Origin of the sequence: Aeromonas australiensis (assembly GCF_000819725.1) — a bacterium.
Taxonomy (GTDB): Bacteria; Pseudomonadota; Gammaproteobacteria; order Enterobacterales; family Aeromonadaceae; genus Aeromonas; species Aeromonas australiensis.
Genome location: NZ_CDDH01000073.1, coordinates 28,917 through 51,401, shown reverse-complemented (window position 1 = coordinate 51,401; position 22,485 = coordinate 28,917). Strand labels below are relative to the sequence as shown.

The window sequence follows — 22,485 nt, the reverse complement described above, 5'->3', positions numbered from 1 at the left end:
TGCCTGCCACTTGTGTGTGAGATGCCATGGACGCCAGCCTGCTTTCCCCCCATTTGTTACCCGATGACCAGCTCACTCGCGACAACTGCAAAGAGTACCTGAGCCGCTTTCTCGGCTGGCTGCACGCCCGTTTCGATGCCGGCGATAACATCATCGAGCTGGTTGCCACCCGCTCCGAATACATGGATCAGCTGCTCTGCCGGCTGTGGCAGAAGTTTGGCTTCGACAAGAGCGATTTGACCCTGATCGCGGTGGGGGGTTATGGCCGCGGCGAGCTGCACCCCCACTCCGATATCGACCTGCTGATCCTCTATGACGGCGATGAGCTGGATGAAGTGCTGGGGCTGCGGATCGGCGAGTTCATCACCCTGCTGTGGGATCTCAAGCTGGAGGTGGGCCAGGCGGTGCGCAACGTGGCGGAGTGCATCGAGCAGGGCAAGGCCGACATCACGGTGGCCACCAACCTGATCGAGGCGCGCTACATCACCGGCCGCCAGGAGGGCTTCCGGCAACTTAAAGAGGCCACCGGCCCCCAGCACTTCTGGCCGAGCGAAGCCTTCTTTCGTGCCAAACGGCAGGAGCAGGCCCAGCGGCACCAGCAGTTTCTCGGCACCGCCTACAAGCTGGAGCCGGATCTCAAGTGCAATCCGGGCGGCCTGCGCGACATTCAGACCCTGGCCTGGGTCGCTCGTCGCCACTTCGGCGCGACCACTTTGTTCGAGATGACCAGCCACGGCTTTCTCAACCGCGCCGAGTACCGCGAGCTGCTCGACTGCCAGAACTTCCTCTGGAAGGTGCGCTTTGCCCTGCATATGGCCATCAACAAGGGGGATAACCGCCTGCTGTTCGATCGCCAGCGTACCGTAGCCCAGATGCTGGGCTTCGAGGGAGAAGGCAACGCACCGATCGAACAGATGATGAAGCGCTTCTACCAGACGGTACGGCGGGTCGCCGAGCTCAACGAGATGCTGCTACAACTGTTTGACGAGGCGATCCTCGGCAACAGCGCCATGGATGTGCGCCGCCTCTCCGATAAGTTCCAACTCCGTGGCCGTCTTATCGATGCGGTGGATGCACAGCTGTTTACCCGTGAACCGGCCGCCATCCTGCGCCTCTTCTATCAGATGGCCCAGCATCCCGAGATTGCGGGCATCCACTCGGCCACCCTGCGTCAATTGCGCGAAGCACGCCGCAAACTCAACTGCTGGTTGGAGGACTTGCCCGACTGCCGTCGCCTCTTTATGGCGCTGTTGCGCCACCCCAACGGCATCGGTCTGCCGCTCACCCTGATGCACAAGTACGGCATCCTCGCCGCCTATCTGCCCCAGTGGAACCTGATTGTCGGCCAGATGCAGTTCGACATGTTCCACGCCTACACGGTGGATGAGCACACCCACAGGCTGCTCAAGAACATTCACCAGTTCCCCAATCCGGCCAGCCGCCAGCACCACCCACTCTGCCACGAGGTATTCACCCGGCTGCGCAAGCCCGAGCTACTCAGCATCGCCGCCCTGTTCCACGACATCGCCAAGGGGCGACGGGGCGATCACTCGGAACTCGGCGCCGTCGATGCGCTGGAGTTCTGCCAGTTGCATGGTCTGGATCGCTACGAGAGCCGGCTGGTCGCCTGGCTGGTGCGTCACCATCTGCTGATGTCGGTCACCGCCCAGCGCCGCGATATCTACGATCCCGACGTGGTCACCGATTTTGCCCAGAAGGTGCGCGACGAGCAGCATCTCGACCTGCTCTACTGCCTTACCGTGGCCGATATCTGCGCCACCAACGACACCCTGTGGAACGACTGGAAGGGCACCCTGCTGCGGGAGCTCTACTTCGCCACCCAAAAGGCGCTGCGCCAGGGGCTGGAGAACCCGCCCGACATGCGGCTGCGCATTCGCGAAAACCAGCGTCAGGCCAAGCAACTGCTGGCGCAACGGGATGTATCGGAAGAGGCAATCAACCAGCTCTGGGCCGATTTCAAGGCCGACTACTTCCTGCGCCACAGCCCGGAGCAGATCGCCTGGCACTGCCGCCACATCATCGAGCATGGTGACAATCCGGCGCCGCTGGTGATCATCGGCAAACACCCGACCCGTGGTGGCAGCGAGGTGTTTATCCATTGCCGCGATACCCCGAATCTGTTTGCTACCGTCGCCTCGGCGCTGGATCAGAAGAACCTCAACATTCACGACGCCCAGATCATGAACTCGCGCAGCAACTATGTGCTCGATACCTTCGTGGTGCTGGAGCCAAGCGGCGAACCCATCAGCCCCAACCGCACCGCAACCATCAAGAAGGCGCTGGAGAAGGCGCTGCAGGAGCCGGGCAAGCTGGTGCTACGCAGCAAGCCGCTGTCACGGCGTCATCGCCAGTTCAGCGTGCCGACCCGGGTGGTCTTCCTGCCTCATAAAGGAGAGAACCGCCACACTCTGATGGAGCTGACCGCCCTCGATACCCCCGGCCTGCTGGCCCGGATCGGTGCCGTTTTCCAGCAGTGCGGGCTGTCGCTGCACGCCGCCAAAATCGCCACCTTCGGCGAGCGGGTCGAGGACTTTTTCAGCATGACCAGCCTCGATGGAGAACCATTGACCGCCGAGCAGCAGCAGCAACTGGAAGAGCGGCTGGTGCACCAGCTCAACCCCCAGCAGTCGGTGCTGGATTAAACAAAAAGTGATTCGAAAGAGACTGGTTGGCGGGCATTTTTTGCCATGTCAAACAACTGCTTGGCGCACACCGGATGAAGAAATGGCCGCTGGCCGGAAGAATTCCGGTCAACCCCTTAAAAACAGTCGGAAAAGTGTGATACAACAAACAGAATTTTTTAAAGGAAACCTGTCATGACCGAGTTGCAACAGATCATTGAAGCGGCCTTCGAGCGCCGCGACACCATTACTCCGGGCTCCGTGGATAGCGCCACCAAGTCCGCCATCCTGCAAGCCATCGACCTGCTGGACTCCGGCAAGGCGCGGGTTGCCGAGAAGATCGCCGGTGAGTGGGTCGTCCATCAGTGGTTGAAGAAGGCGGTACTGCTCTACTTCCGCATCAACGACAACGGCATCATCAAGGGCGACGATGCCCAGTACTACGACAAGGTTCCCCTCAAGTTCTCCAACTACACCGCCGAGCAGTTCAAGGAAGCGGGTGTGCGCGTGGTGCCGCCGGCGACCGCCCGCAAAGGCTCCTTTATCGCCCCCAATACCGTGCTGATGCCCTCCTATGTCAACATCGGCGCCTTCGTTGACGAAGGTACCATGGTCGATACCTGGGCCACTGTCGGCTCTTGCGCCCAGATCGGTAAAAACGTCCACCTCTCCGGCGGCGTCGGCATCGGCGGCGTACTGGAGCCGCTGCAGGCCAACCCGACCATCATCGAAGACAACTGCTTTATCGGTGCCCGCTCCGAAGTGGTTGAAGGGGTCATCGTCGAGGAAGGTTCCGTCATCTCTATGGGCGTCTTCATCGGCCAGTCCACCCGCATCTATGACCGCGAAACCGGCGAGATCCACTACGGCCGGGTACCGGCTGGCTCCGTGGTCGTCTCCGGCTCCCTGCCCTCCAAGTGCGGCAAGTACAGCCTCTACGCGGCGGTGATCGTCAAGAAGGTGGATGCCAAGACTCGCGCCAAAGTCGGTATCAACGCCCTGCTGCGCTCCATCGACGAGTAAGCAGTTTTGCCATGACTTTAAGGGCGCCTTATGGCGCCCTTTTGATTTTGGCGCCCCTGTCACAGGCAAGCCATGAGGCATCGGTTAAGATGGATGGGACAGGATCGTTTCAAACCGAGGAAGCCTGATGTACGAGAATCTGAAGAGCCTGGGGATCCAGGATCCCGCCTCCGTCGACAGCTACACCCTGCGCCAGGAGGCCAACCACGACATCCTCAAGATCTACTTCAAGAAGCAGAAGGGCGAGTTCTTCGCCAAGAGTGTCAAATTCAAGTATCCCCGCCAGCGCAAGACCATGCTGGTCGACTCCGGGACCCATGAGTACAAGGATGTCACCGAGATCAACGCCAACCTCAAGTATGTGGTGGATGAGCTGGACAACCTGACCCAGGGCGTCCATCTGCAAGCCGACCCGGATATCAAGCAGAAGATCCTGCGCGACCTGCGCCATCTGGAAAAAGTGGTACAGAACAAGATCAGCGAAATCGAGCGGGACCTGGAAAAACTCTGATCAGCCCCACTCGCCACAAGAGCGCCCGAACGGCGCTCTTTTTATTGGCAGTGATCGGCTGACGTTATCTGGTGATGGGGTTAGCTGGCGCTGGTATGCAATAAGGTGAGCGCGGCACCTTATGCCATTGCGCCCCCCAATCCTGCCGCGATCGACCGACAGTGACTCACACGATCAGTTACCACAAATAGCAAGAGGGAGGCTTGCGCCTCCCTCTTGCTGAACACTGCGATTAAGCAACCTGATTAGTTGTTCTTGATCCAGATGTCCATATCGGTTTTCAGGTTATCGGACTTGGTACCGAAGATGGCCTGTACACCAGAACCAGCGACAACCACGCCGGCAGCGCCCAGTTTCTTCAGACCAGCCTGATCAACCTTGGCCACATCGTTCACCCCAACACGCAGGCGGGTGATGCAGGCATCCAGAGAAGCGATGTTCTCTTTACCACCGAAGGCGGCAACCAGCGCAGCGGACATTTCGTCTTTGCCTTGGCCAACGCTCTCTTCAGCTGTCTCGTCTTCACGACCCGGAGTTTTCAGGTTCATGGCACGGATAACGAAGCTGAATACCACGTAGTAGATGGCAGCGTAAACCAGACCCAGACCGACCAGCAGCAGCATGTTGTCGGCACGGGGTGATTGCACCACGAAGTCGATGAAGCCGTTGGAGAAGGTATGACCGTGTACTACACCCAGCATATTGGTCAGCACATAAGCCAGACCAGCCAGTACCGCGTGGATGGCGTACAGAACCGGAGCGATAAACAGGAAGGAGAACTCGATAGGCTCGGTGATACCGGTCAGGAACGAGGTCAGGGCAGCAGAAGCCATGATACCGACGATCTTGGCACGGTTTTCCGGCTTGGCAGCGTGGGCAATGGCGAACGCAGCAGCAGGCAGACCGAACATCTTGAACAGGTAGCCACCGGCCAGCTGACCGAAGCCGTTACCGGCAGCGCGAGTAGCATCGTTCGCAGTCAGGAAGCAGGTCATGATACCGTGAACAGTTTCACCAGCACTGTTGACGCAGGTACCAGCCTGATAGAAGAACGGCACGTTCCAGATGTGGTGCAGACCGAACGGGATCAGGGAGCGCTCAACCACGCCGTAGATACCGAAAGCCAGTACCGGGTTCTGGTTGGCAGCCCAGTCAGAGAAGGCGCCGATAGCGCCACCCACTGGCGGCCAAATCACGGACAGAATCACACCCAGACCGATGGAGACAAAACCGGTGATGATGGGCACGGCACGTTTGCCGGCGAAGAAGCCCAGATACTCAGGCAGCTGGATCTTGTAGAAGCGGTTGAAGGCCCAGGCAGCGACACCACCGGCCAGGATCCCCCCCAGCACGCCGGTCTCGATGTTCTCAACCCCCATCACGGGAGCCATCACCTTCAGGGTCGCAACCATGATGCCGTAGCCAACGATGGCTGACAGACCGGATACGCCATCGTTGTTGGTGAAGCCAAGGGCCACGCCCACGGCAAACAGCAGAGCCATCTGACCAAATACAGAGCCACCGGCCTGTTCCATCAGATGGGAAACAACCTCTGGCAACCAGCTGAAGTTTGCAGCACCGACGCCGAGCAGAATACCTGCTACTGGCAATACGGAGACTGGCAGCATCAGCGATTTACCAACCTTTTGCAGATTAGAAAACGCATTTTTCATCATGTGAGTATGCTCCTGAATGGATTGTCTTCCCTGAACGATTTATCTGGATGAACTAACGACTCTTCAACCAGATATTATCGAATGGGATTTGCTTATTTTGACCATCAGAATATAACCCAGCGGATCATAAATTGCTGCTTTTGAAGGCGGGGGGATATTGAATTTGGAGGGGAGATCACAACTTGTTTAGCGGCACAAAAACACGCTTTATATAAGTTAGAAATCTGCATAATCACTCTATTACAGAGTTATATAAATTGCAGTTTCACTTTGTATTTTAAAAATGCAACTCACATCAAAAGGAAACCAATTGTAACCCAACGTAACATATCGGTTTTTATTTATTACAGTTTACCGATTAAAAAGGCCTCCAACAAGGGAGGCCTCAATAAATATATCTGACCAGCCAAGGGTCGTATTACTCTATTTTTGCGACCGCTTGACCGCATCAATAAACACGCTTTTTGCCTTGGTTGAACCAGCCCGCTCGGCCTCGTTCACCAGCTTCATCCCCTTGTCGATATCTCCCGCCTTGACCGCTTTTTCGATCTGGCTCTGATAGAAGGCTTCCGTTTCACTTAGCATGGCCGGTGCGGGTTTGATGGTGGTTGCCACTGCAGTTGCGGTTGCAGCAGTAGCAACTGGCACAACCAGCTTGTTCGGGGTCGCATCCACAATCGGTGTATTGGCATCGATTGCTTCCTGATAGACAGGTTTGTAGAAGTTATCGCCCAGCGCACTGGCACTCATATCTTCTACCTCAATCTTGACCACACCCCAAGCCGAGTGCGGGATCAGCGGATCCTTGGCACCATAATCCTGCACACTGAGAGACTTGGCCATCATCTTGGAAGGGCTCATGGCTTGGGTGGTCTGGTTCAAGGTTGCCTGAGTGGTGTAAATCACCATATAGGTTTCATTGTTCGGATTGCCGACATAGGTGCGGTCAATGGTAAAGACCCCTTCAACCCGATCGCCATCCAACAGACGCGCTGGTTTGTAGGTAATGATGTCGGCACCAATGGTGCGGGTCGGCTTGAACTGGGAATCCAGCAGCAACACGGTGGGGTTAAACAACGTCTTGTCGATCAGACCCGCAACCGTGATCTTGAGATCGCCGGAATGGGTCGGCAGTTTGAAGGCGGCGTAATAGCTCTTGCCTTCCGGGAAGTTGAATGCCGGAGAGCTACCATCGATGGCAATCACTTTTTTCTGCTCAGCCGCCAACGGCTGATACTGCAGTTCACTGATACTGCTACAACATACTGTGGCGCTGCCGAGCTGCTGCAGTGCGCTGGCACGGCTATCGAGGATGCTCTTGTACTCCTGAGTCGGAGCCACCGTTGCCTCAAGCGACGCACATGCCGTCATCAGAGTGGAACACAAAATCGTCAACGCTACCTTGCTATATTTCATCTGCATACCCTACACGCCATCTTGAAAAAAAGAGCCCCCGACAAGCGGGGGCGACTTGAAATCAGGTGATGGAGAGATTACCACCAAGCTTCGGCTTGTACACCGAAGTTCCAAGCATTGTCTTGTGCCTTGCCGTTGCTATCAGCACGGAACTCACCGTCCTGGTCCATGTAAGAGGCGAAAACACGGATTTCCGGACGAGCCCAGAAGCCGGAGCCAGCAGACCAAGCTTGTGCGATGGTGTACTTGCTACCTTCAGTGGACTTGTCTGCAGTATTTTTAGCCTTCTCGTTATCCTTGAAGTAACCCACCTCGACGATGGTCTTCATTACGTCGTTCCACTTGTACATCGGACGAGCGACGATTGAGAAGGTATCCAGATCTTTATCCTTGCTGCCTTCCAGACCGTTGGCCTGTGCGTAGATGATCTGGTGGCCAAACTCAACCTTGTCACCTACCGGCAGTACACCCCAGTTGATCAGACGGAAACCATCGCCGCTTTCACCGTTGGCCTGCAAACCGCTGCCGGAGCCACCTTGGTAGGCAACACCTTGAGCAGCCAGACCATCTTTGAAGTACTGAGCAACTGTCTTGTTAAAACCGCCCAGCATGGATTGGGTCAGCTCAGCGGTCACCATATGGCCATCTTTCAGGTCCGGATACTTTTTCTTCTGCTGGTCAGTCGGGTTGCTCTTGGCAAAGTCATAACCCAGTTCCAGAGAGGCATCAGTCCAGAGCGGGATACCGGCATAACGGATATCAAAAGTATTGGTATCCAGAGTGTTAGTGTTGTCGCCCGCATCATACTTGTCCCACGGATCGTTACGAAGCACAGCAACAGAGAGCTTGCCAGGACCCACTTCAATGTTTTCTACACCAGCACCGGCACCAGACACATCCCAGTAGTAGGTATCGGAGATATGGATGTCATGACGTTGGTAGTAGCGCTTACCGGCCCACAGGGTTTCGTTGCCGCCAAACATATTTTTGGCTTGAACGTTGAACTGACGCAGGGCGAAGGTTGCATCGCCATCGCCTTCCCAGTCACGCTTCTGACCAGAGGTCATAGCAAACATGGAGTCTACATAGAAAGTCTGGTTATTCTTGTTATAGACCTCTTGGCCCAACTGCACTTCACCATAAGTTTCATTTTCGTTACCCAGACGACCGACTTTTTGCTTGTTGATAGTCTGCATTTCACCGTTATCGGAAACACCGACGCCGGAACGGAAGTAACCGTGGAAATCTACGGCAAAGGCGGCTTGGGAAGCCAGGGCGGCAGTAACAGCTGCTGCAATCGGGAGCCACTTCATTTTCATTGTCATATTCCTTATTTCCCGCTGTGAGGAGTGTGATCCTGAATATTCAACTTCTTATCACCAGGTAATCCTGTTGGTGATAACCGAGGTCGATTATAGGGAGCGGTTTTCACGACAAATATGAAGCGACTCACAAAATGGCGACAAATCGCTCGGCAAACGATCGCCACAACACCTGCCAGCAAAAAAACGACCAACAAAGCAACAATTAACCAATAAAGCCGCAAAATAAGCAATCACACCAAACCTGAAAGCGTTACCAACAATTAATTCGCGACTGAACCAAAGTCATTATTTTCCGATCGAATGACAAAAACATGACTGAGATCGCTTTCAAGATTGAACTTTTATTTGGCCAACGGGTCTGCGGTGCGCTTGCAACCATTACGTCGATGGCATGCCAAAAGGGGAAAATATCCCTCCGCCACTATCGACAATAAGAGTGGAAAATATACTTGCTGAGTGAGATGACATTTGTGCAAATAATAATCCCCTGCCGGTTAAGGATCAGGGGATTGATATGGCTCTATTTCAGAGAATATTCAGGGCTGAATATCCCACTTTTTCAGCCAGCTGAGTGCCACCTGTTCGGGTTCCTCGTGCACGGTGGCATCCAGCTCCAGCGCAGGGATCACTGGCGTGGCCCCCAGCTCTTGCAGCAATCCATCGAGCCGACGGCCCGCGCCACAAAAATGGGTGTAGCTGCTGTCACCCATGGCAATCAGGGCATAACGCAGCCCCTTGAGCCAGGGGGCCTGGTCAGCCAGCTCGCTGGCAAAGGGCTGCAGATTGGGCGGAGTGTCCCCCTGCCCTGTGGTGGCAGTGACCAGCAATAAGAAACGGCCGGGGTCGATATCCGCCAGCCGTGCCTCTTCGTGCAGAGAACAGTGATGCCCCTTGCGTTCCAGCTCATCTGCCAGGGTCTCGGCCACCAGCATGGCTGCGCCGTAGACAGTTCCTACCACGATATCGATCTGCGCCATTTTCCTCTCCCTGCTTGAGTCACTCTTCTGAGCAACTCTATCAGCAAGCTGGCGTCAGATGCCACCGGTTCAGGGCTGAGGATCAGCCGTTTAGTAGTCGCTCTCGCTGGCGGGCCAGCCCAGCTCGGCAAACAGACGCAGCACATCCTGACCAAGCGGTGCCTGAATGCGCATCGGTACCTTGAGCACCGGATGGGTAAAGCTCAGGGTGCGGGCCACCAGCAGCAGCCGTTCGCAGCCAAAGTGCTCGCGAAAGAAGCGGTTGTGACGACCATCCCCGTGGGTGGTATCCCCGACGATGGGGTGAAACAGGTGATCCATATGGCGGCGCAGCTGATGCTTGCGACCGGTTTTGGGGAACAATCTGACCAGGCTGTAGCGACTGGTGGGGTGCTTTTTGGAGACCGCGTGGGGCAGCTCGACCTGATGCAGGCGACGGAAGGTGGTGACGGCATCCTGCGCCGGGCGATCCGGATTGCTCATGGCATCGGCAATCTTGTCCAGCTGCTCCTTGAGGGGATAGTCGATCACCCCCTGCTCGGGTGCCCAGCCCCGCACCAGCGCCAGATACTCCTTGTGCACCTGACGTTGGGTAAAGGCTTCGGTCAGCGCCCGGGCAATCACCGGATCGAGCGCAAACAGCAGCACGCCGGAGGTGGGACGGTCGAGGCGATGGACCGGATAGACATGGCGGCCGCCGATGAGATCCCGGGTCATCTGCATGGCAAAACGGGTCTCACCCTTGTCGAGCCAGCTGCGGTGCACCAGCAGACCGGAGGGTTTGTTGACCGCCACCAGCCACTCATCCTGATAGAGCAGGGTCAGCTTCAGGTCACTCTCTTCTCGGGGTTGCGCTGGCATCATTGTTCGATCACTTTGCCAGAGAGCAGCAGATCGAAGCGGGCGATCAGCCGCAGCAGCGCTTCCACCTCGACCAGATCCTCTTTGTAGACTTCGCTGGCCATGGGATAGAGGGAGACGCTGGTGGGCAAGGGTGCCTGCAACATCACCAGCTGCTCCATGCGCGGGATCAGCACGAACTGCAGCCACTGATCAAAGCTCAGGGTATCGACACAAAAAGGCAGGGTGCTGGCCAGGGCTTGGTCACCGGGATGGTCAGCTTGCCAGCGCTCGAGGCGCTGCAACTCGGCGGTGAGTTCCCCCAACAGGCCAGCTACCAGCAAATATTGATTCATCTCGCTCTCTTCCTCATAACCACAGATTGATCCGCCGACCCGACGGGTCAGCCAGGATGCCGATACATTCAGTCGCACTGCACCGGCGGTTCAGTTAGATCGTCGACATACACGGCAGCCAGTGCGGCCTGCCGCCGGTAAAAAAGGGCGCTACTATACACCTCCCCCCGCATGGCTGCCATGTTGATATCTGCCGCAGCGCGCGTCTGCTGCCACTGGCTATCCTCGGCAAGGGCCTTATAATCGGCCCGCATCATACTCAAGCCGGAGCTCCCCATGTCTGCGACGCCGACCAATATCAATACCTTGACCGAATTTCTGACTCAGGCTGGCACCCGCTTCCAGCTGTTTGATATGGGCCGCCAGGTACGGCCATTGGCCAGCGATACCTTCGTGCGCATCGAACAGCAGCAGGAGCCCTACCCCTGGCCGCTGCAACAGCACGCCTGGCTGGGTGTGCACTTCTTCCAGCCGAGCGAGGCTCGCCACTACCTCTGGTTTCTCAAGTTTGCCCTCGATGAGCGCGGCCTGTTGATGTCAAACGGCCCCAAGCTGTTTATGGATCAGGTGGTGGAGACCCTGGGCTACAAGCTCACCGGCGATCTGGACGAGGAAAAAGCCCAGCGGCTGGCCGAAAACCCTTATACCTTCCGCCCGGCGGAGGCCAAGATGGCCAGTCTGCACGCCAAGCTGGCGCGCCAGCTGGAGCAGGCCCCTTCGGCCTATTACGATGCCCTCTGCCACTATCTGGCCGCCCCGAGCGACAGCGGTTGGCAGACCCTGGGGCTGCAGGGCTTTGCCGATTTGGCGGAGCGACTGCATGATGAGCGCAATCTGGCGCTGATCTGCAAGGCGCTGCCCAAACTGCCGCAAGAGCCGCTCTACGCCCTCTGCCAGAGCCTTGAAAACGCCCCGCTGCCACCTGCGGTACAAGGGGCCCTGCTCGAGCGGATCGGCAAGGAGCAGGAGTGCGCCGCCCCCAACCCGGAGACCCTTGCTTACCTCTGCCGCGCCATGGCCTCCTGCCCCGGCAGCGCCTTGCGCAGCAACAAGCTGCTGACCCTGCTGCAAACCCAGCCAAGCCCGGCGCTGCTGCTCGCCATTGCCGGTCGACTCTGGCCCGATCTGAACGATGCCAATCTGCTCAGCCACTATCTGGAACAGCTGGCGCTGCAACCGACCCAGTTCTTCAATCAGGTTTTTGCCGAGTTGGTCACGATACCGGCCCTGCGCAATGATATGCTGGCCAGACTGCGCGACCCCGACCGCAGCGATGCGCTGGGCCAGGCCATTGGCCGTCTGTTTGCTTCGGCCTGATCCCTCGCCTCACCCTCACGCCACGAGGCAGCACGGCGGGAAATAGAAAAGGAGATCGGGAGTGCCGTGCCGCACTCCCGGTTATCGACATCACGATAAGGAAGCCCGCCTATGGGAGAGATGCTTGGAATTCTGTTGTTGATGGGCATTGCCGGCCTGTTCTGGCTGCAGCGTCGTCAAGCCGAGCTGGCTTGGCAATATATGCGTCGCTACTGCCAGCATCACGACCTGCAACTGCTGTCGCTGGCTCGCCATCGGCGGGAGCTGGCACGTCATCCCCTGCGACTGCTGACCCACTATCAATTTGAATTCTCCAGCGATGGCGAGAGCCACTATCAGGGCACCCTGAAGATGCAGGGGCTGCACGTCGTGGCCGTCGATCTGCCACCCCATCGGATCCCCTCTGCCTGATCCCCCATCTCGTCTCTGCGCCCGCAGGCTATGCCTGTCTATAATCTCAGGGATAAGTAAAGGGAGAGACGAGATGGCACCCCTTGTCCACGATTTGCCAGCCCTGTTTGCCCAGTTGGGACTGGCCCACGATGAGTTGAGCCTGCACCGCTTTGTGCACGAGCATCACCTCGATAACAGTACCCTGCTGCCGGAGGCAAGCTTCTGGAGCCCTGCCCAAGCCAGCTTTCTGCGCGATGCTCTGTGGCACGACTCCGACTGGTGTGAGGCGATCGACCAGCTCGATGTGATGCTGCGCCAGCCCCGCTAAGGCGCCCGCCCCTTTTCTCCCCAAGCGGCTTTGGTTAAGATCCCGCTCCGGTATCACAGCCTATTCTCACCAGAGCATGCTTATGTCCGCCCAAGAGATCATCCGAATTGCCAACGAGCTGGCCGCCAAGGGGCTGACGCCCACTACCGCCATGATCAAGGCCCGCCTCAGCCAGCCCGTGCCGATGGCCGAGCTGCTAAAAGTGCTGAGCCAGTGGAAGCTGCAGCCTGTCGCGACCACCGAGAGCGAGAGCCTGCCAGAGGCGCAGCCCCAACCAGCGCCGACGCTCACCCTGCAGCAGCTCGCCGAGCAGCTCGCGCGCATCGAACAGAAGGTGGATCGCCTGACCGACCTGCTCCTCCAGCAGGGGAAACGCTGAGCCATGTATATCGTTGAACTCTGCTTTGAGTGCTATCGCGACACCTCTCTTGGCGAGGCCGAGCGGGCCATCGTCAACTACCTCGATATGCTGCGCTATCAGGGCCAGATCCTCGGGCGTGAGTTCCCCACCAGCATGCACGAGGGCTATTTCGTCAGTCGGGTGGTCTGCCCACAGCAGGATAGCTTGCACCCGGATAACCAGAGCGAGCAGGTCAAACTGGCCGAGCAACAGCTCCATCAGGCCGGGTTATTGGCGCCCAAACTCCAGCTGCAGGGGGCGGATCTGCTCTCTGACAGCACCGACCCTTGCGGCGAGCTGGGCGAGCGCCCCAGCTGGATGCTGCTCTATACCAGCTTCTTGCATACCTGCTCGCCGCTGCGCTGTGGCGACCACTTCGCCCCCATTCCGCTCTACCAACTGCCGGCCGTTGCCAACGGCGATCAGAAACAGATCATCAAGTGGCAGGAGGATTGGGAGGCGTGCGATCAGTTGCAGATGAACGGCTCCATCGCCGAACATGCGGCGCTGCACGAAATTGGCGAAGTGGGCAGCCGCCTCTACCGGCGCGGCAGCGATCTCGCCAAGCGGCTGGAGGTGCTAAGCGGCATCCCCACCTACTACTACCTCTACCGGGTAGGCGGGCTGAGCGCCGCTGATGAGAAGGCGCGTCCCTGCCCAAGCTGTGGCGGCCAGTGGGCGCTGGCAGAGCCGCTGCACGAGATCTTCGATTTCAAGTGCGATAGCTGCCGGCTGGTCTCCAATCTTTCTTGGGATTTCAAGGATTGAGGGCAGTATCCGATGCGGCGCCATCCGCTTGTCATGCCCGAAATGATGTTACCGCGCCACTCACTGTCTAGCACCGCAATCACAACAACGGCATCTCGATCGTCCGAATACGCTTCGCTATTCGAACCTACAGAACTTTACGAACGGCTGATCGCGTCAGATACGTAGGTTCAATTAGCTGCGTAGCTGCGTAATCGGACGTTCGCGTCACTCACTGTCCAGCATCGCGATCACAACAATGGCATCTCGATCGTCCGAATACGCTTCGCTATTCGGTATCTACATGCGTTCAATGGATGAGGGTGTTCACGCGGGCAGGGTCTCCAACCGTGCAAGGAATTCGGGCAGAGAGGGGGCCAGCGGCAGCCGGCGGCCGGAGTCGAGCCACTCCAGCCACACCTGACCGCTCTCGTTATCCAGCGAAATGAGCGTCATTTCGTTGCGGGTGGTGGCGATGAAAATGGAGGGCGTGCGCTTGAGCTTGCGCAGCATCAGCAGATGGCCGATGAGATTCTCCCTGAGCAGGTCGAGATCCGCCTCGTTCCACGGCAGGATCAGTTCAAGGCGCAATCCCTTGAAAAGGCAGGGGATGGGGCGGCTGAACCAGTGGCCAAACAGAGTGGTCGCAGCCGGGTGCAGAGTCAGCTCAAGAGCCTCGGCCATGGCGGTGAAATCGGCTGGCTCGGGACGGTGATAAGGACGCCAGGCCACCCGACCATCGGCGGGCTCGCCAAGCTGACAGGGGGAACGCCAATCCGCTTCCCACTCACACAAGGGCAGGCCTCGTCTGGCTTCGCCATCCCGCTGCCAGCGGGCAAAAAAGCGCTCCAGGGCAGACAACACTTGATCCGACATCGAAAATCCCCACAATTGCTGGCAAAGTCCGCTATTGCACCACCAAACCCCATAACAGACAAGGTTGCCAGCCGTGCAATAGCCTCTGTTATTCCACTAATCATCAGCACATTACGTGAGCACGCCTGTGAGCAAACAAGATAGATACGCCGGGGCAAGCGCCCTGACCGGCCTGAGCCTTGGCCAGCAATCCGATTACATCAGCCAGTACACCCCAGCCCTGCTGCAGCCGGTCCCCCGCAGCCTGAACCGGGATGATCTCCAGCTGGGCGATAATCTCCCCTTTACCGGTTGCGATGTCTGGACCCTCTATGAGCTCTCCTGGCTCAATGCCAAGGGCAAGCCGATGGTGGCGGTGGGTGAAGTGACTATTCCGGCCACCAGCGCGAATCTGATCGAGTCAAAATCGTTCAAGCTCTACCTCAACTCGTTCAACCAGACCCGCTGCGATTCCATCGAGGCGGTGACCGCCATGCTGACCCGGGATCTGAGCGCCTGCGCCGGTGAAACCGTCAAGGTGACCCTGTTTCCCCTCGACCAGGCGCCGCACCAGATTGCCCTGCTGCCCGGCGAGTGCATCGACGAGCTGGATATCGAGGTAGACAATTACGAGTTTGATGCGTCACTGCTGCAAGGGGCTGCCGGTAGCGAACAGGTAGAAGAGACCCTGCACAGCCACCTGCTCAAATCCAACTGTCTGGTGACCAGCCAGCCGGATTGGGGCTCTGTGGTGATCCGCTACAAAGGCCCGAAGCTCAATCGGGAGAAGCTGCTGCGCTACCTTATCTCATTCCGCCAGCACAACGAGTTCCATGAGCAGTGCATCGAGCGGATCTTCATCGACCTCAAGCACTATTGCCAACCTGAGCAGTTGACCGTCTATGCCCGCTACACCCGCCGTGGTGGCCTCGACATCAACCCGTTCCGATCCGATTTCGACGCGGTGCCCGCCAACTTGCGGCTGATCCGCCAATAAAGTCGAGTGACGACAGAGAGGGCGGGCAGACTGCCCTCCATAATCGGGGGAAGGTTTCAATCGATGCTTTACGCGGCAGAGATAAGGGGGCTGGATAATAAACTCCAGACGAAACCCACTTGCCGGCCACCAGCAAACCACAGTAAACGCTGGACTCGCAGGGGGGGGCTTGGATAACATGCCAACACCTCTGCGCCGTCCTTAATCCGATGAATCAACTGTTTTTTCTGGCTATGATGATGTCTTCCCTGTCAGCTCCGAACCTGGATCTGGACAAGGAGCAACTCTCTATCGATCTGCAACAGGCGCAATCGATGGTACTGACCGATCCTGCCAGATGTGTCCAGATCACCACTGCCTTTCTGACCCGCGCAGCCAATAATCCCAAGCAAATCATCAGCAATCGCCAGGAGTTCGGTTATCGCGAGCCCATCCTGAGTTACAGCACGGTGGCCCAGACCACAGGCGCCCATCTGCTCAAAGGAGAGTGCCTGCTGCAACTGGGTCAATATCAAGCCACCCAGCAAGCGCTCGATAAGGCGATGGCGCTGGCAGACAAAGAGCGGCAACCGGAACTCAAAGCCCACGCCCTCTATCTCAAGATCCGCAGTCAGGCCCTGAAACCGGATAACCAGAGCGCTAGCCGCGCCCTGATGGATCAACTGGACGAACAGCTGGCCGCCCCCACTCTCAAACAGAGCCAGTTACAGATTTATGGCCGCCTGCAACGCACCAGCTACGACATCAAGTATCACCAGTTTGATGATGCCAAGGCCCATCTGGCGGATGCACGGCACTGGGCCGCCCAAATACCCAATCCTCTCGCCAGCGCTTGGGTCAGCGCCATCAGCGGCGATCTTTATCGTGCGCAGCAACAACCACAGCTGGCGCTGGGGGAGTATATCGATGCCCAGCAACAGGCAAAAAAACTCAACGACCCGCTCTTTCTCGGCCTGCTGTCGAACCAGATCGTCAAACTCTACCAGCAGGAGCAGGAACCCCAGAAAGCGCTGCAGTATGCCAATGAGGCGGCCAACTACTTCCACTCCATCGGCAATCCCTCCCTGCTGTGCGACTCCCTGATCGTGCTGGCACGACTCAACCGCGAGCAGGGCGACCTCAATATGGCGCTGGTCTATTTCTTCAATGCCCTGGATCTGCTCGATGAGGGGGGCAACCGAGCGCAAGCCTCCCTGCTCAAATACGAAATCGGCAAAACCTACCTGCAAAGCGGCAACCTCTCGCTGGCCAGCAACTACCTCAATGCGGCCCGTCAGTCCCACGAGCTGAACGATGCCAAAGAGCCGCTGATCGATACCCTGCTGCTGCTGGGCGAGCTCTATCTGAAGAAACAGGAGGCGGCCATCGCCATCCTGCAACTGGAGAACGCCCGCGCGCTGGCCAATCAGCTCGGGGATACCCGCCGTCAGTATGAAGTTTTCCGTCTGCTGTCCCTCGCTTATGAGCAGAAGGGCTATCTGCGCCAGTCGCTCGACAGCTACAAACGCTTCCACCGCCTTGGTGAAGAGGTACGCCAGCAGGAACTGGCCATGGAACAGGCGGCGATCCGCGACAACTATGTTCAGGTCGAGCAAGTTCAACATATCAAGGAGCTGGAGCAGCGGCTTAATAACAGCCAGCACCAGCAAGAGCGTTATCTCTGGTCGAGCATCACCACCAGCCTGCTGCTGGCGCTCTTTATCTACCTCTTCTTCACCCTCTGGCTCAAGCTGCGAACCACCCGCCTGCAACTGAAACGTACCGGTGAGGCCCTGCTTATCGAACCGCGCTCTGGGCTAGCCAACTGGCAGCGGCTGATGAACCGCTGGCCACGGGAAATGGCAAAACGCCAACTGAAATCGGATCGCTGGTATCTCAGTGAACAGCCCTCGAGCGAGTTCGATGACAAGCTGCACTATCTGCTGTTCCGGGTACCCTTTTTGGTCAGCACGCTGGAGCGCCACGGCTATCAGGCCAGCAGTGAGATCGAGCTGGCATTCGGGGCCTATATCGATACCCTGACCCCGCAAGATGGCCGTATCTATGACCTGCGGGAAGGACACATACTCTATGTGGTGCCACAGCGCCACGTCAGCAACCTGCACCAGCTCGCTGGCGATCTGCTAACAGCCATCGCCGCCTTCCCCTGCACCTATCAGCTGGATCGCCGGATAAGCCTCGGGATTGTCAGTCACCCCTTTCTGCCCAAAGCGGCAACCGCACTGGATCACAATGGCCTGTTTGACCTCTGCAATCTCGCTCTGTCGGGAGCCATTCAGCTCAGTGAAAAATGCCAGCAAAACGCCTGGCTGGAGCTCGCTGCGATCGATTGCCAACAGGCGGCATTTTTTAATGGGGATGTGTGGCAATGCGGCCTGATGGCAATTGACAAGGGACTGGTAAAAGTCAATTCTTCTCATGAAAAGCAATGGGTTAATTGGCCCAGTCTGGCAAGGAAGCCAGCCGCCGATAACCATCAGCAAATGTAGATAACAGGCGAGGATCGAGACCAGGTTCGACCACTGTTTGCTATTCAACACCAAAACAATAATGACAACAGGGCGACCTGATAATGAATGACATCGCTGCCGTAACAGGACAATTGGCCAGACTCAGGGAATCCCTTCAGCAAAAACAGCTGGAACTGGATGGCGTGCTCTCGTTTTCCGATGCAGAACGTGCCCGGGGCATCCAGTTTATCAACAAGCTTATGCTGTCTTGTCGAGGCTTCGACCGCGAGCTCGATAATCGCTTCGCCAAGCTCAAGCAGAAACTGGATAACAACCCGGCCTTTACCGCTCTGGATGAGGATCTGCTGGCCATTGAAAAACGGCTGCAGCTGCACAGCAATGAGCAAGAAGAGGCGATAGTCCTGACCCAGAGTGCCATCGAGCTTGGCTCCAAACAGCTGAAAACCCTCAAGGGTTTCCCCGAAGAGACCCGCAAATCCCTCAAAGAATTTCTGGCAAGCCCGGCCGGTTACGGCATTGCGGATCAGCAAAAGAAGGTGATCCGTCTGCTGGAGTTCTATCAGCTGGCGATCAAGATCCAGCAGTTGCCAAGCCAACCCCAGCAGCCACCGTCAGAGGCTGCTCAACAAGAAAATGAGGCGACCAGCAACGATGACCAACCCGATGTCGACCCGTTTGACCTCAAGGATCACGCTCGCATCGCCGATGAACTGCAGCGGCTGATCACCGAACTGGACTTTGCCGGCTCCATTGGCGAGAGTCTGGGGGATATCCGTCGTCAACTGCTGATCGGTATCAACCCTGCCACGCTGGCAGAAACCTGCCTGCTGGTGATCGAGCTGATCATAGAGGGCACCCGTGAAGAGCGCACCGCCTCCCGCGCTTTCCTCTGCGCCCTCAATGAGAGCCTTTCCGCCGTTCACGTTGGCTTTACCGAGTCGCTGGATGAAGGACGGGCCCTGCAAAACGAAACCCGCGAGACCCGCGAGGCGCTGGTCAACGAGTTGCAGGCCATCGATCACTCCCTGGCCTGCCATAACTCCATCGATGCGCTCAAGCGCGCCATCTCCGGCCATATGGGCGCCATCAACCTGCTGTTGCAAGAGCGCGAAAGTACGGCGGCGCGGGAGCGTCACCTGCTCACCCGCCTCTCCACTATGGAGTCCAAACTGCGGTTGATGAAGGAGGAGACCGCCGAGTACAAGAAGCGGCTGACCATTCAAAAGCACAAGCTGTTCCTCGATAGCCTGACCCAGGTACACAACCGGGCCGCCCTCGATGAACGGCTGGAACAGGAGTACAAACGCTGGTTGCGCTACCGCACCCCACTCTGCATGGCGATCATCGACATCGATCACTTCAAGAACATCAATGACAACTACGGCCACATGGCCGGTGACAAGGCGTTGAAGGTCGTCGCCAAAGCGCTGCAGAGTGCGCTGCGTGATACTGACTTTATCGCCCGTTTCGGCGGGGAAGAGTTCGTGGTGTTACTCCCCAACGTCAATCCGGACAAGTTCCAGAAGCCACTGGAGACCCTGCGCCAGACCATCAAGAGCATCCCGTTCCGTTTTCGTGATGCCAAAGTGGAGATCACCATCTCCATCGGCGCAACCCTGTTCAAGGATGGGGACAACCCCTCCGATGTATTCGAACGGGCAGACAAAGCGCTTTATCACTCCAAACATACCGGGCGTGATCAGGTGACGCTGGCCTGACAAGTGACGAAAAAAACAGCGAACAATCGCTCACCTATTTCCCTCACCCCGCCATTACCACTACTATCGATCTCAGGGGATGCAACATGGCATCCCCTTTTCTCCCCAGGGAAAAACACAACGATAACAAGTGAGTAAAGGGGAACCCTATGATTACCCACATCAATCCCGTCGGCAGCATGGATTTGCTGTCACAACTCGAGGTGGATCGCCTCAAGCAGACTGCTTCCAGCGATATCTATCAACTGTTTCGCAACTGCTCGCTGGCAGTACTTAATTCCGGTAGCCATACCGACAGCTCCAAAGAGATACTTGAACGTTTCAAATCGTTCGATATTCATGTGATCCGGCGTGAACGTGGGGTCAAGCTGGAGCTGTTCAACGCCCCCGAGCATGCCTTTGTCGATGGCGAGATCATCCGCGGTATTCAAGAACACCTCTTCTCGGTGCTGCGTGACATCCTCTATGTCTCCAACCAGCTCGAGTCCAATCGCTTGGTCAATCTGACCAACTCCACCCATATCTCCAACGTGGTGTTTGCCATTCTGCGCAACGCCAAGGTGATCCTGCCTGGCGCCGACCCCAACCTGATTGTCTGCTGGGGTGGCCACTCCATCAACGAGATCGAGTACCAGTACACCCGGGTAGTCGGCAACGAGCTGGGATTGCGCGAGCTAAACATCTGTACCGGCTGTGGCCCGGGCGCCATGGAAGGTCCGATGAAGGGCGCCACCGTTGGCCATGCCAAACAGCGGGTGCGAAACGGCCGCTACATCGGCCTGACCGAGCCCTCCATCATTGCGGCCGAACCCCCCAATCCCATCGTCAACGAGCTGGTGATCCTGCCGGATATCGAGAAACGACTGGAAGCCTTCGTGCGCCTGGGCCACGGCATCATCATCTTCCCGGGGGGGGTTGGCACCGCCGAAGAGCTGCTCTATCTGCTCGGCATCATGATGCACCCGGCCAACGAACGGCAGCCTATGCCCATCATCCTGACCGGCCCCAAAGAGAGTGCGGACTACTTCAATGCCATCGACGACTTCATCAAGGCGACCTTGGGGGAGCCGGCCACCAAGCTCTACCGGATCATCGTTGGCGATGCGCCGGAAGTGGCCCGGGCGATGAAAGAGGCGATGCCGAAAATCCGCGAATACCGCAAGTCGGTCGGCGACGCTTACTCCTTCAACTGGTCCCTCAAGATCGAGCCGGAGTTCCAGCTCCCCTTCGAGCCGGATCACGCCAGCATGGCTGCACTGGATTTGCACCGTAACCAGCCACCACAACTGCTCGCTGCCAACCTGCGTCGTGCCTTCTCGGGTATCGTCGCGGGGAACGTAAAAGAGGGCGGTATTCGGGCCATCGAGAAGAAGGGCCCCTTCAAGCTGCACGGTGACAAGGAGCTGATGCAACTGATGGACAAGCTGCTGGAGAGCTTCGTCAGGCAGCAGCGGATGAAACTCCCTGGCAGCCAGTACGTACCCTGCTACGAAATCGTCCGCTAAGGTACAATGAGCCACTGCATCGACAGAGGGGCGCATCGGCGCCCCTCTTTATTGACTCTATACCTTCCCGACAGCCATCAATCCCCCATCAGGCGAGCGGTTTGTTACAATGGGGCGTCCCGACCGCCAAGAGTGCCCCATGTCTACTATCCGGCCACACCTGCTTATCATCGATGCCCTCAACCTCATTCGCAGACTGCACGCGGTACAAAGCCAGCAAGCGCTGACTCCAGCCCAGGCGCTGGTCGCTACCCGTGCCAACCTTATCAATACTTGCCGCAAGCTGCTGGCCAATAGCGAACCGACCCATGCTATTGCCGTGTTTGATGGTGAGGTACACAGCTGGCGCAAAGAGGTTTATCCAGCCTATAAGGAGGGGCGAACCCCCATGCCCCCAGAGCTGCGCGAGGGTCTGTCAACCCTGCAGGATGCTTTCTGGGAGTGCGGTGTCGATGCCCTGCTCTCCGAGACCGATGAAGCGGATGATCTCATCGCCACCCTCGCCAGCGGCATTGCCAGCCACGGCCATCAGGCGACCATCATCTCTACCGACAAAGGATTTTGTCAGCTCATCTGCCCACAAATCCGCATCCGCGACTACTTCAACAAACGCTGGCTGGATGCGGCCTTCGTCCAGCAACAATATGGGGTAGCCCCCGCTCAGCTGGTCGACTTCTGGGCCCTGACCGGTATCAGCGGTTCCAATATCAAGGGGGTTGCCGGGATTGGCCCCAAAACCGCCACCCAGCTGTTGCAGCAATATGGCAATCTGGCGGTAATGATCGAAGCCTGTCAGCAAGCGGAGACCGCCAAGCCACTGCTCAAGCTGCGCCTGCATCAGGATGAGGCGCTGCTGGCCCAGCGGCTGGTGCGCTTGCAGCGGGATATTCCACTAGGGTTCAACCTGCGGGATATCCGTTACCCACCCCAGCCGGACTAAATGGCCGAACAAAAATGCAGGTAAGGACGCGAACCATGACGAGACTCA

Annotated in this window: 20 protein-coding genes; 13 read left to right on the top strand and 7 right to left on the bottom strand. The window is 57.6% G+C overall.

Annotated features, from left to right (window positions below; all coding sequences use genetic code 11):
- Nucleotides 1–26 precede the first annotated feature (26 nt).
- The 3 genes from glnD to BN1117_RS13045 all read left to right on the top strand — a co-directional run bounded on the left by glnD (nt 27) and on the right by BN1117_RS13045 (nt 4,176).
- Complete coding sequence (gene glnD, locus BN1117_RS13055; RefSeq protein ID WP_040098023.1) at nt 27–2,663, top strand: bifunctional uridylyltransferase/uridylyl-removing protein GlnD; 2,637 nt, start codon at nt 27–29, stop codon at nt 2,661–2,663.
- 174 nt (nt 2,664–2,837) lie between these two features.
- Nucleotides 2,838–3,665, top strand: a complete 828-nt coding sequence (gene dapD / locus BN1117_RS13050; RefSeq protein ID WP_005338581.1) for a 2,3,4,5-tetrahydropyridine-2,6-dicarboxylate N-succinyltransferase — start codon at nt 2,838–2,840, stop codon at nt 3,663–3,665.
- 127 nt (nt 3,666–3,792) lie between these two features.
- Entirely contained in the window at nt 3,793–4,176 is a 384-nt protein-coding gene (locus BN1117_RS13045; RefSeq protein WP_033137943.1) for a DUF3461 family protein, read from the top strand.
- A 245-nt stretch (nt 4,177–4,421) separates the two neighbouring features.
- Here BN1117_RS13045 and ptsG read toward each other — a convergent pair whose 3' ends face one another.
- The 6 genes from ptsG to BN1117_RS13015 all read right to left on the bottom strand — a co-directional run bounded on the left by ptsG (nt 4,422) and on the right by BN1117_RS13015 (nt 10,766).
- Complete coding sequence (gene ptsG, locus BN1117_RS13040) at nt 4,422–5,852, bottom strand: PTS glucose transporter subunit IIBC (RefSeq protein ID WP_040098022.1); 1,431 nt, start codon at nt 5,850–5,852, stop codon at nt 4,422–4,424.
- A gap of 423 nt (nt 5,853–6,275) precedes the next feature.
- The gene (locus BN1117_RS13035; protein WP_156129984.1) at nt 6,276–7,268 is read right to left on the bottom strand and encodes a MalM family protein; all 993 of its coding nucleotides are present in this window, start codon (nt 7,266–7,268) and stop codon (nt 6,276–6,278) included.
- 77 nt (nt 7,269–7,345) lie between these two features.
- The gene (locus BN1117_RS13030) at nt 7,346–8,587 is read right to left on the bottom strand and encodes a maltoporin (RefSeq protein WP_040098020.1); all 1,242 of its coding nucleotides are present in this window, start codon (nt 8,585–8,587) and stop codon (nt 7,346–7,348) included.
- A 542-nt stretch (nt 8,588–9,129) separates the two neighbouring features.
- Nucleotides 9,130–9,570: a flavodoxin gene (locus tag BN1117_RS13025; RefSeq protein ID WP_040098018.1), complete on the bottom strand. Its 441-nt coding sequence runs from the start codon at nt 9,568–9,570 to the stop codon at nt 9,130–9,132.
- A 90-nt stretch (nt 9,571–9,660) separates the two neighbouring features.
- Nucleotides 9,661–10,434 carry a tRNA pseudouridine(65) synthase TruC gene (gene truC, locus BN1117_RS13020; protein WP_040098016.1) on the bottom strand — a complete coding sequence of 258 codons (774 nt, stop codon included), beginning with the start codon at nt 10,432–10,434 and terminating at the stop codon, nt 9,661–9,663.
- Complete coding sequence (locus tag BN1117_RS13015; protein WP_040098015.1) at nt 10,431–10,766, bottom strand: YqcC family protein; 336 nt, start codon at nt 10,764–10,766, stop codon at nt 10,431–10,433. The genes truC and BN1117_RS13015 overlap by 4 nt, the downstream gene beginning before the upstream one ends.
- A 276-nt stretch (nt 10,767–11,042) precedes the next feature.
- Here BN1117_RS13015 and BN1117_RS13005 point away from each other — a divergent pair, with 276 nt between their 5' ends.
- The 5 genes from BN1117_RS13005 (at nt 11,043) to BN1117_RS12985 (ending at nt 13,972) form a co-directional block, all read left to right on the top strand.
- The gene (locus BN1117_RS13005; protein WP_040098011.1) at nt 11,043–12,083 is read left to right on the top strand and encodes a DUF3549 family protein; all 1,041 of its coding nucleotides are present in this window, start codon (nt 11,043–11,045) and stop codon (nt 12,081–12,083) included.
- A 111-nt stretch (nt 12,084–12,194) separates the two neighbouring features.
- Nucleotides 12,195–12,494: a DUF3301 domain-containing protein gene (locus BN1117_RS13000; protein ID WP_040098009.1), complete on the top strand. Its 300-nt coding sequence runs from the start codon at nt 12,195–12,197 to the stop codon at nt 12,492–12,494.
- A 73-nt stretch (nt 12,495–12,567) separates the two neighbouring features.
- Nucleotides 12,568–12,804, top strand: a complete 237-nt coding sequence (locus BN1117_RS12995; protein ID WP_040098007.1) for a DUF2789 family protein — start codon at nt 12,568–12,570, stop codon at nt 12,802–12,804.
- An 82-nt stretch (nt 12,805–12,886) separates the two neighbouring features.
- A complete protein-coding gene (locus BN1117_RS12990) occupies nt 12,887–13,183 on the top strand; it encodes a hypothetical protein (protein ID WP_040098005.1) in 297 nt (98 codons plus the stop codon).
- Nucleotides 13,184–13,186: 3 nt separating this feature from the next.
- Nucleotides 13,187–13,972 carry a Zn-ribbon-containing protein gene (locus BN1117_RS12985; protein WP_040098003.1) on the top strand — a complete coding sequence of 262 codons (786 nt, stop codon included), beginning with the start codon at nt 13,187–13,189 and terminating at the stop codon, nt 13,970–13,972.
- 306 nt (nt 13,973–14,278) lie between these two features.
- On the opposite strand, the gene syd is transcribed toward BN1117_RS12985, so the two are convergent.
- Entirely contained in the window at nt 14,279–14,827 is a 549-nt protein-coding gene (gene syd, locus BN1117_RS12980) for a SecY-interacting protein (protein WP_040098002.1), read from the bottom strand.
- Nucleotides 14,828–14,954: 127 nt separating this feature from the next.
- Here syd and queF point away from each other — a divergent pair, with 127 nt between their 5' ends.
- The 5 genes from queF to xni all read left to right on the top strand — a co-directional run bounded on the left by queF (nt 14,955) and on the right by xni (nt 22,437).
- Nucleotides 14,955–15,803 (top strand): NADPH-dependent 7-cyano-7-deazaguanine reductase QueF, encoded by an 849-nt coding sequence (gene queF / locus BN1117_RS12975; RefSeq protein WP_040098000.1) that lies wholly within the window; start codon nt 14,955–14,957, stop codon nt 15,801–15,803.
- Between the two features lie 209 nt (nt 15,804–16,012).
- Complete coding sequence (locus tag BN1117_RS12970) at nt 16,013–18,292, top strand: hypothetical protein (protein WP_040097999.1); 2,280 nt, start codon at nt 16,013–16,015, stop codon at nt 18,290–18,292.
- Nucleotides 18,293–18,375: 83 nt separating this feature from the next.
- Nucleotides 18,376–19,992 (top strand): GGDEF domain-containing protein, encoded by a 1,617-nt coding sequence (locus BN1117_RS12965; protein ID WP_040097997.1) that lies wholly within the window; start codon nt 18,376–18,378, stop codon nt 19,990–19,992.
- Nucleotides 19,993–20,141: 149 nt separating this feature from the next.
- Nucleotides 20,142–21,497, top strand: coding sequence for a nucleotide 5'-monophosphate nucleosidase PpnN (gene ppnN, locus BN1117_RS12960; protein ID WP_040097995.1), 1,356 nt, complete (start codon nt 20,142–20,144; stop codon nt 21,495–21,497).
- Between the two features lie 139 nt (nt 21,498–21,636).
- Complete coding sequence (gene xni / locus BN1117_RS12955; RefSeq protein ID WP_040097994.1) at nt 21,637–22,437, top strand: flap endonuclease Xni; 801 nt, start codon at nt 21,637–21,639, stop codon at nt 22,435–22,437.
- The last annotated feature ends 48 nt before the right edge of the window (nt 22,438–22,485 follow it).

What these genes read in the sequence shown, in the direction of transcription:
- glnD (WP_040098023.1), top strand. Translation starts at nt 27, where the DNA reads ATGGACGCCAGCCTGCTTTCCCCCCATTTGTTACCCGATGACCAGCTC.
- dapD (WP_005338581.1), top strand. Translation starts at nt 2,838, where the DNA reads ATGACCGAGTTGCAACAGATCATTGAAGCGGCCTTCGAGCGCCGCGAC.
- BN1117_RS13045 (WP_033137943.1), top strand. Translation starts at nt 3,793, where the DNA reads ATGTACGAGAATCTGAAGAGCCTGGGGATCCAGGATCCCGCCTCCGTC.
- ptsG (WP_040098022.1), bottom strand. Translation starts at nt 5,852, where the DNA reads ATGATGAAAAATGCGTTTTCTAATCTGCAAAAGGTTGGTAAATCGCTG.
- BN1117_RS13035 (WP_156129984.1), bottom strand. Translation starts at nt 7,268, where the DNA reads ATGAAATATAGCAAGGTAGCGTTGACGATTTTGTGTTCCACTCTGATG.
- BN1117_RS13030 (WP_040098020.1), bottom strand. Translation starts at nt 8,587, where the DNA reads ATGAAAATGAAGTGGCTCCCGATTGCAGCAGCTGTTACTGCCGCCCTG.
- BN1117_RS13025 (WP_040098018.1), bottom strand. Translation starts at nt 9,570, where the DNA reads ATGGCGCAGATCGATATCGTGGTAGGAACTGTCTACGGCGCAGCCATG.
- truC (WP_040098016.1), bottom strand. Translation starts at nt 10,434, where the DNA reads ATGATGCCAGCGCAACCCCGAGAAGAGAGTGACCTGAAGCTGACCCTG.
- BN1117_RS13015 (WP_040098015.1), bottom strand. Translation starts at nt 10,766, where the DNA reads ATGAATCAATATTTGCTGGTAGCTGGCCTGTTGGGGGAACTCACCGCC.
- BN1117_RS13005 (WP_040098011.1), top strand. Translation starts at nt 11,043, where the DNA reads ATGTCTGCGACGCCGACCAATATCAATACCTTGACCGAATTTCTGACT.
- BN1117_RS13000 (WP_040098009.1), top strand. Translation starts at nt 12,195, where the DNA reads ATGGGAGAGATGCTTGGAATTCTGTTGTTGATGGGCATTGCCGGCCTG.
- BN1117_RS12995 (WP_040098007.1), top strand. Translation starts at nt 12,568, where the DNA reads ATGGCACCCCTTGTCCACGATTTGCCAGCCCTGTTTGCCCAGTTGGGA.
- BN1117_RS12990 (WP_040098005.1), top strand. Translation starts at nt 12,887, where the DNA reads ATGTCCGCCCAAGAGATCATCCGAATTGCCAACGAGCTGGCCGCCAAG.
- BN1117_RS12985 (WP_040098003.1), top strand. Translation starts at nt 13,187, where the DNA reads ATGTATATCGTTGAACTCTGCTTTGAGTGCTATCGCGACACCTCTCTT.
- syd (WP_040098002.1), bottom strand. Translation starts at nt 14,827, where the DNA reads ATGTCGGATCAAGTGTTGTCTGCCCTGGAGCGCTTTTTTGCCCGCTGG.
- BN1117_RS12970 (WP_040097999.1), top strand. Translation starts at nt 16,013, where the DNA reads ATGAATCAACTGTTTTTTCTGGCTATGATGATGTCTTCCCTGTCAGCT.
- BN1117_RS12965 (WP_040097997.1), top strand. Translation starts at nt 18,376, where the DNA reads ATGAATGACATCGCTGCCGTAACAGGACAATTGGCCAGACTCAGGGAA.
- ppnN (WP_040097995.1), top strand. Translation starts at nt 20,142, where the DNA reads ATGATTACCCACATCAATCCCGTCGGCAGCATGGATTTGCTGTCACAA.
- xni (WP_040097994.1), top strand. Translation starts at nt 21,637, where the DNA reads ATGTCTACTATCCGGCCACACCTGCTTATCATCGATGCCCTCAACCTC.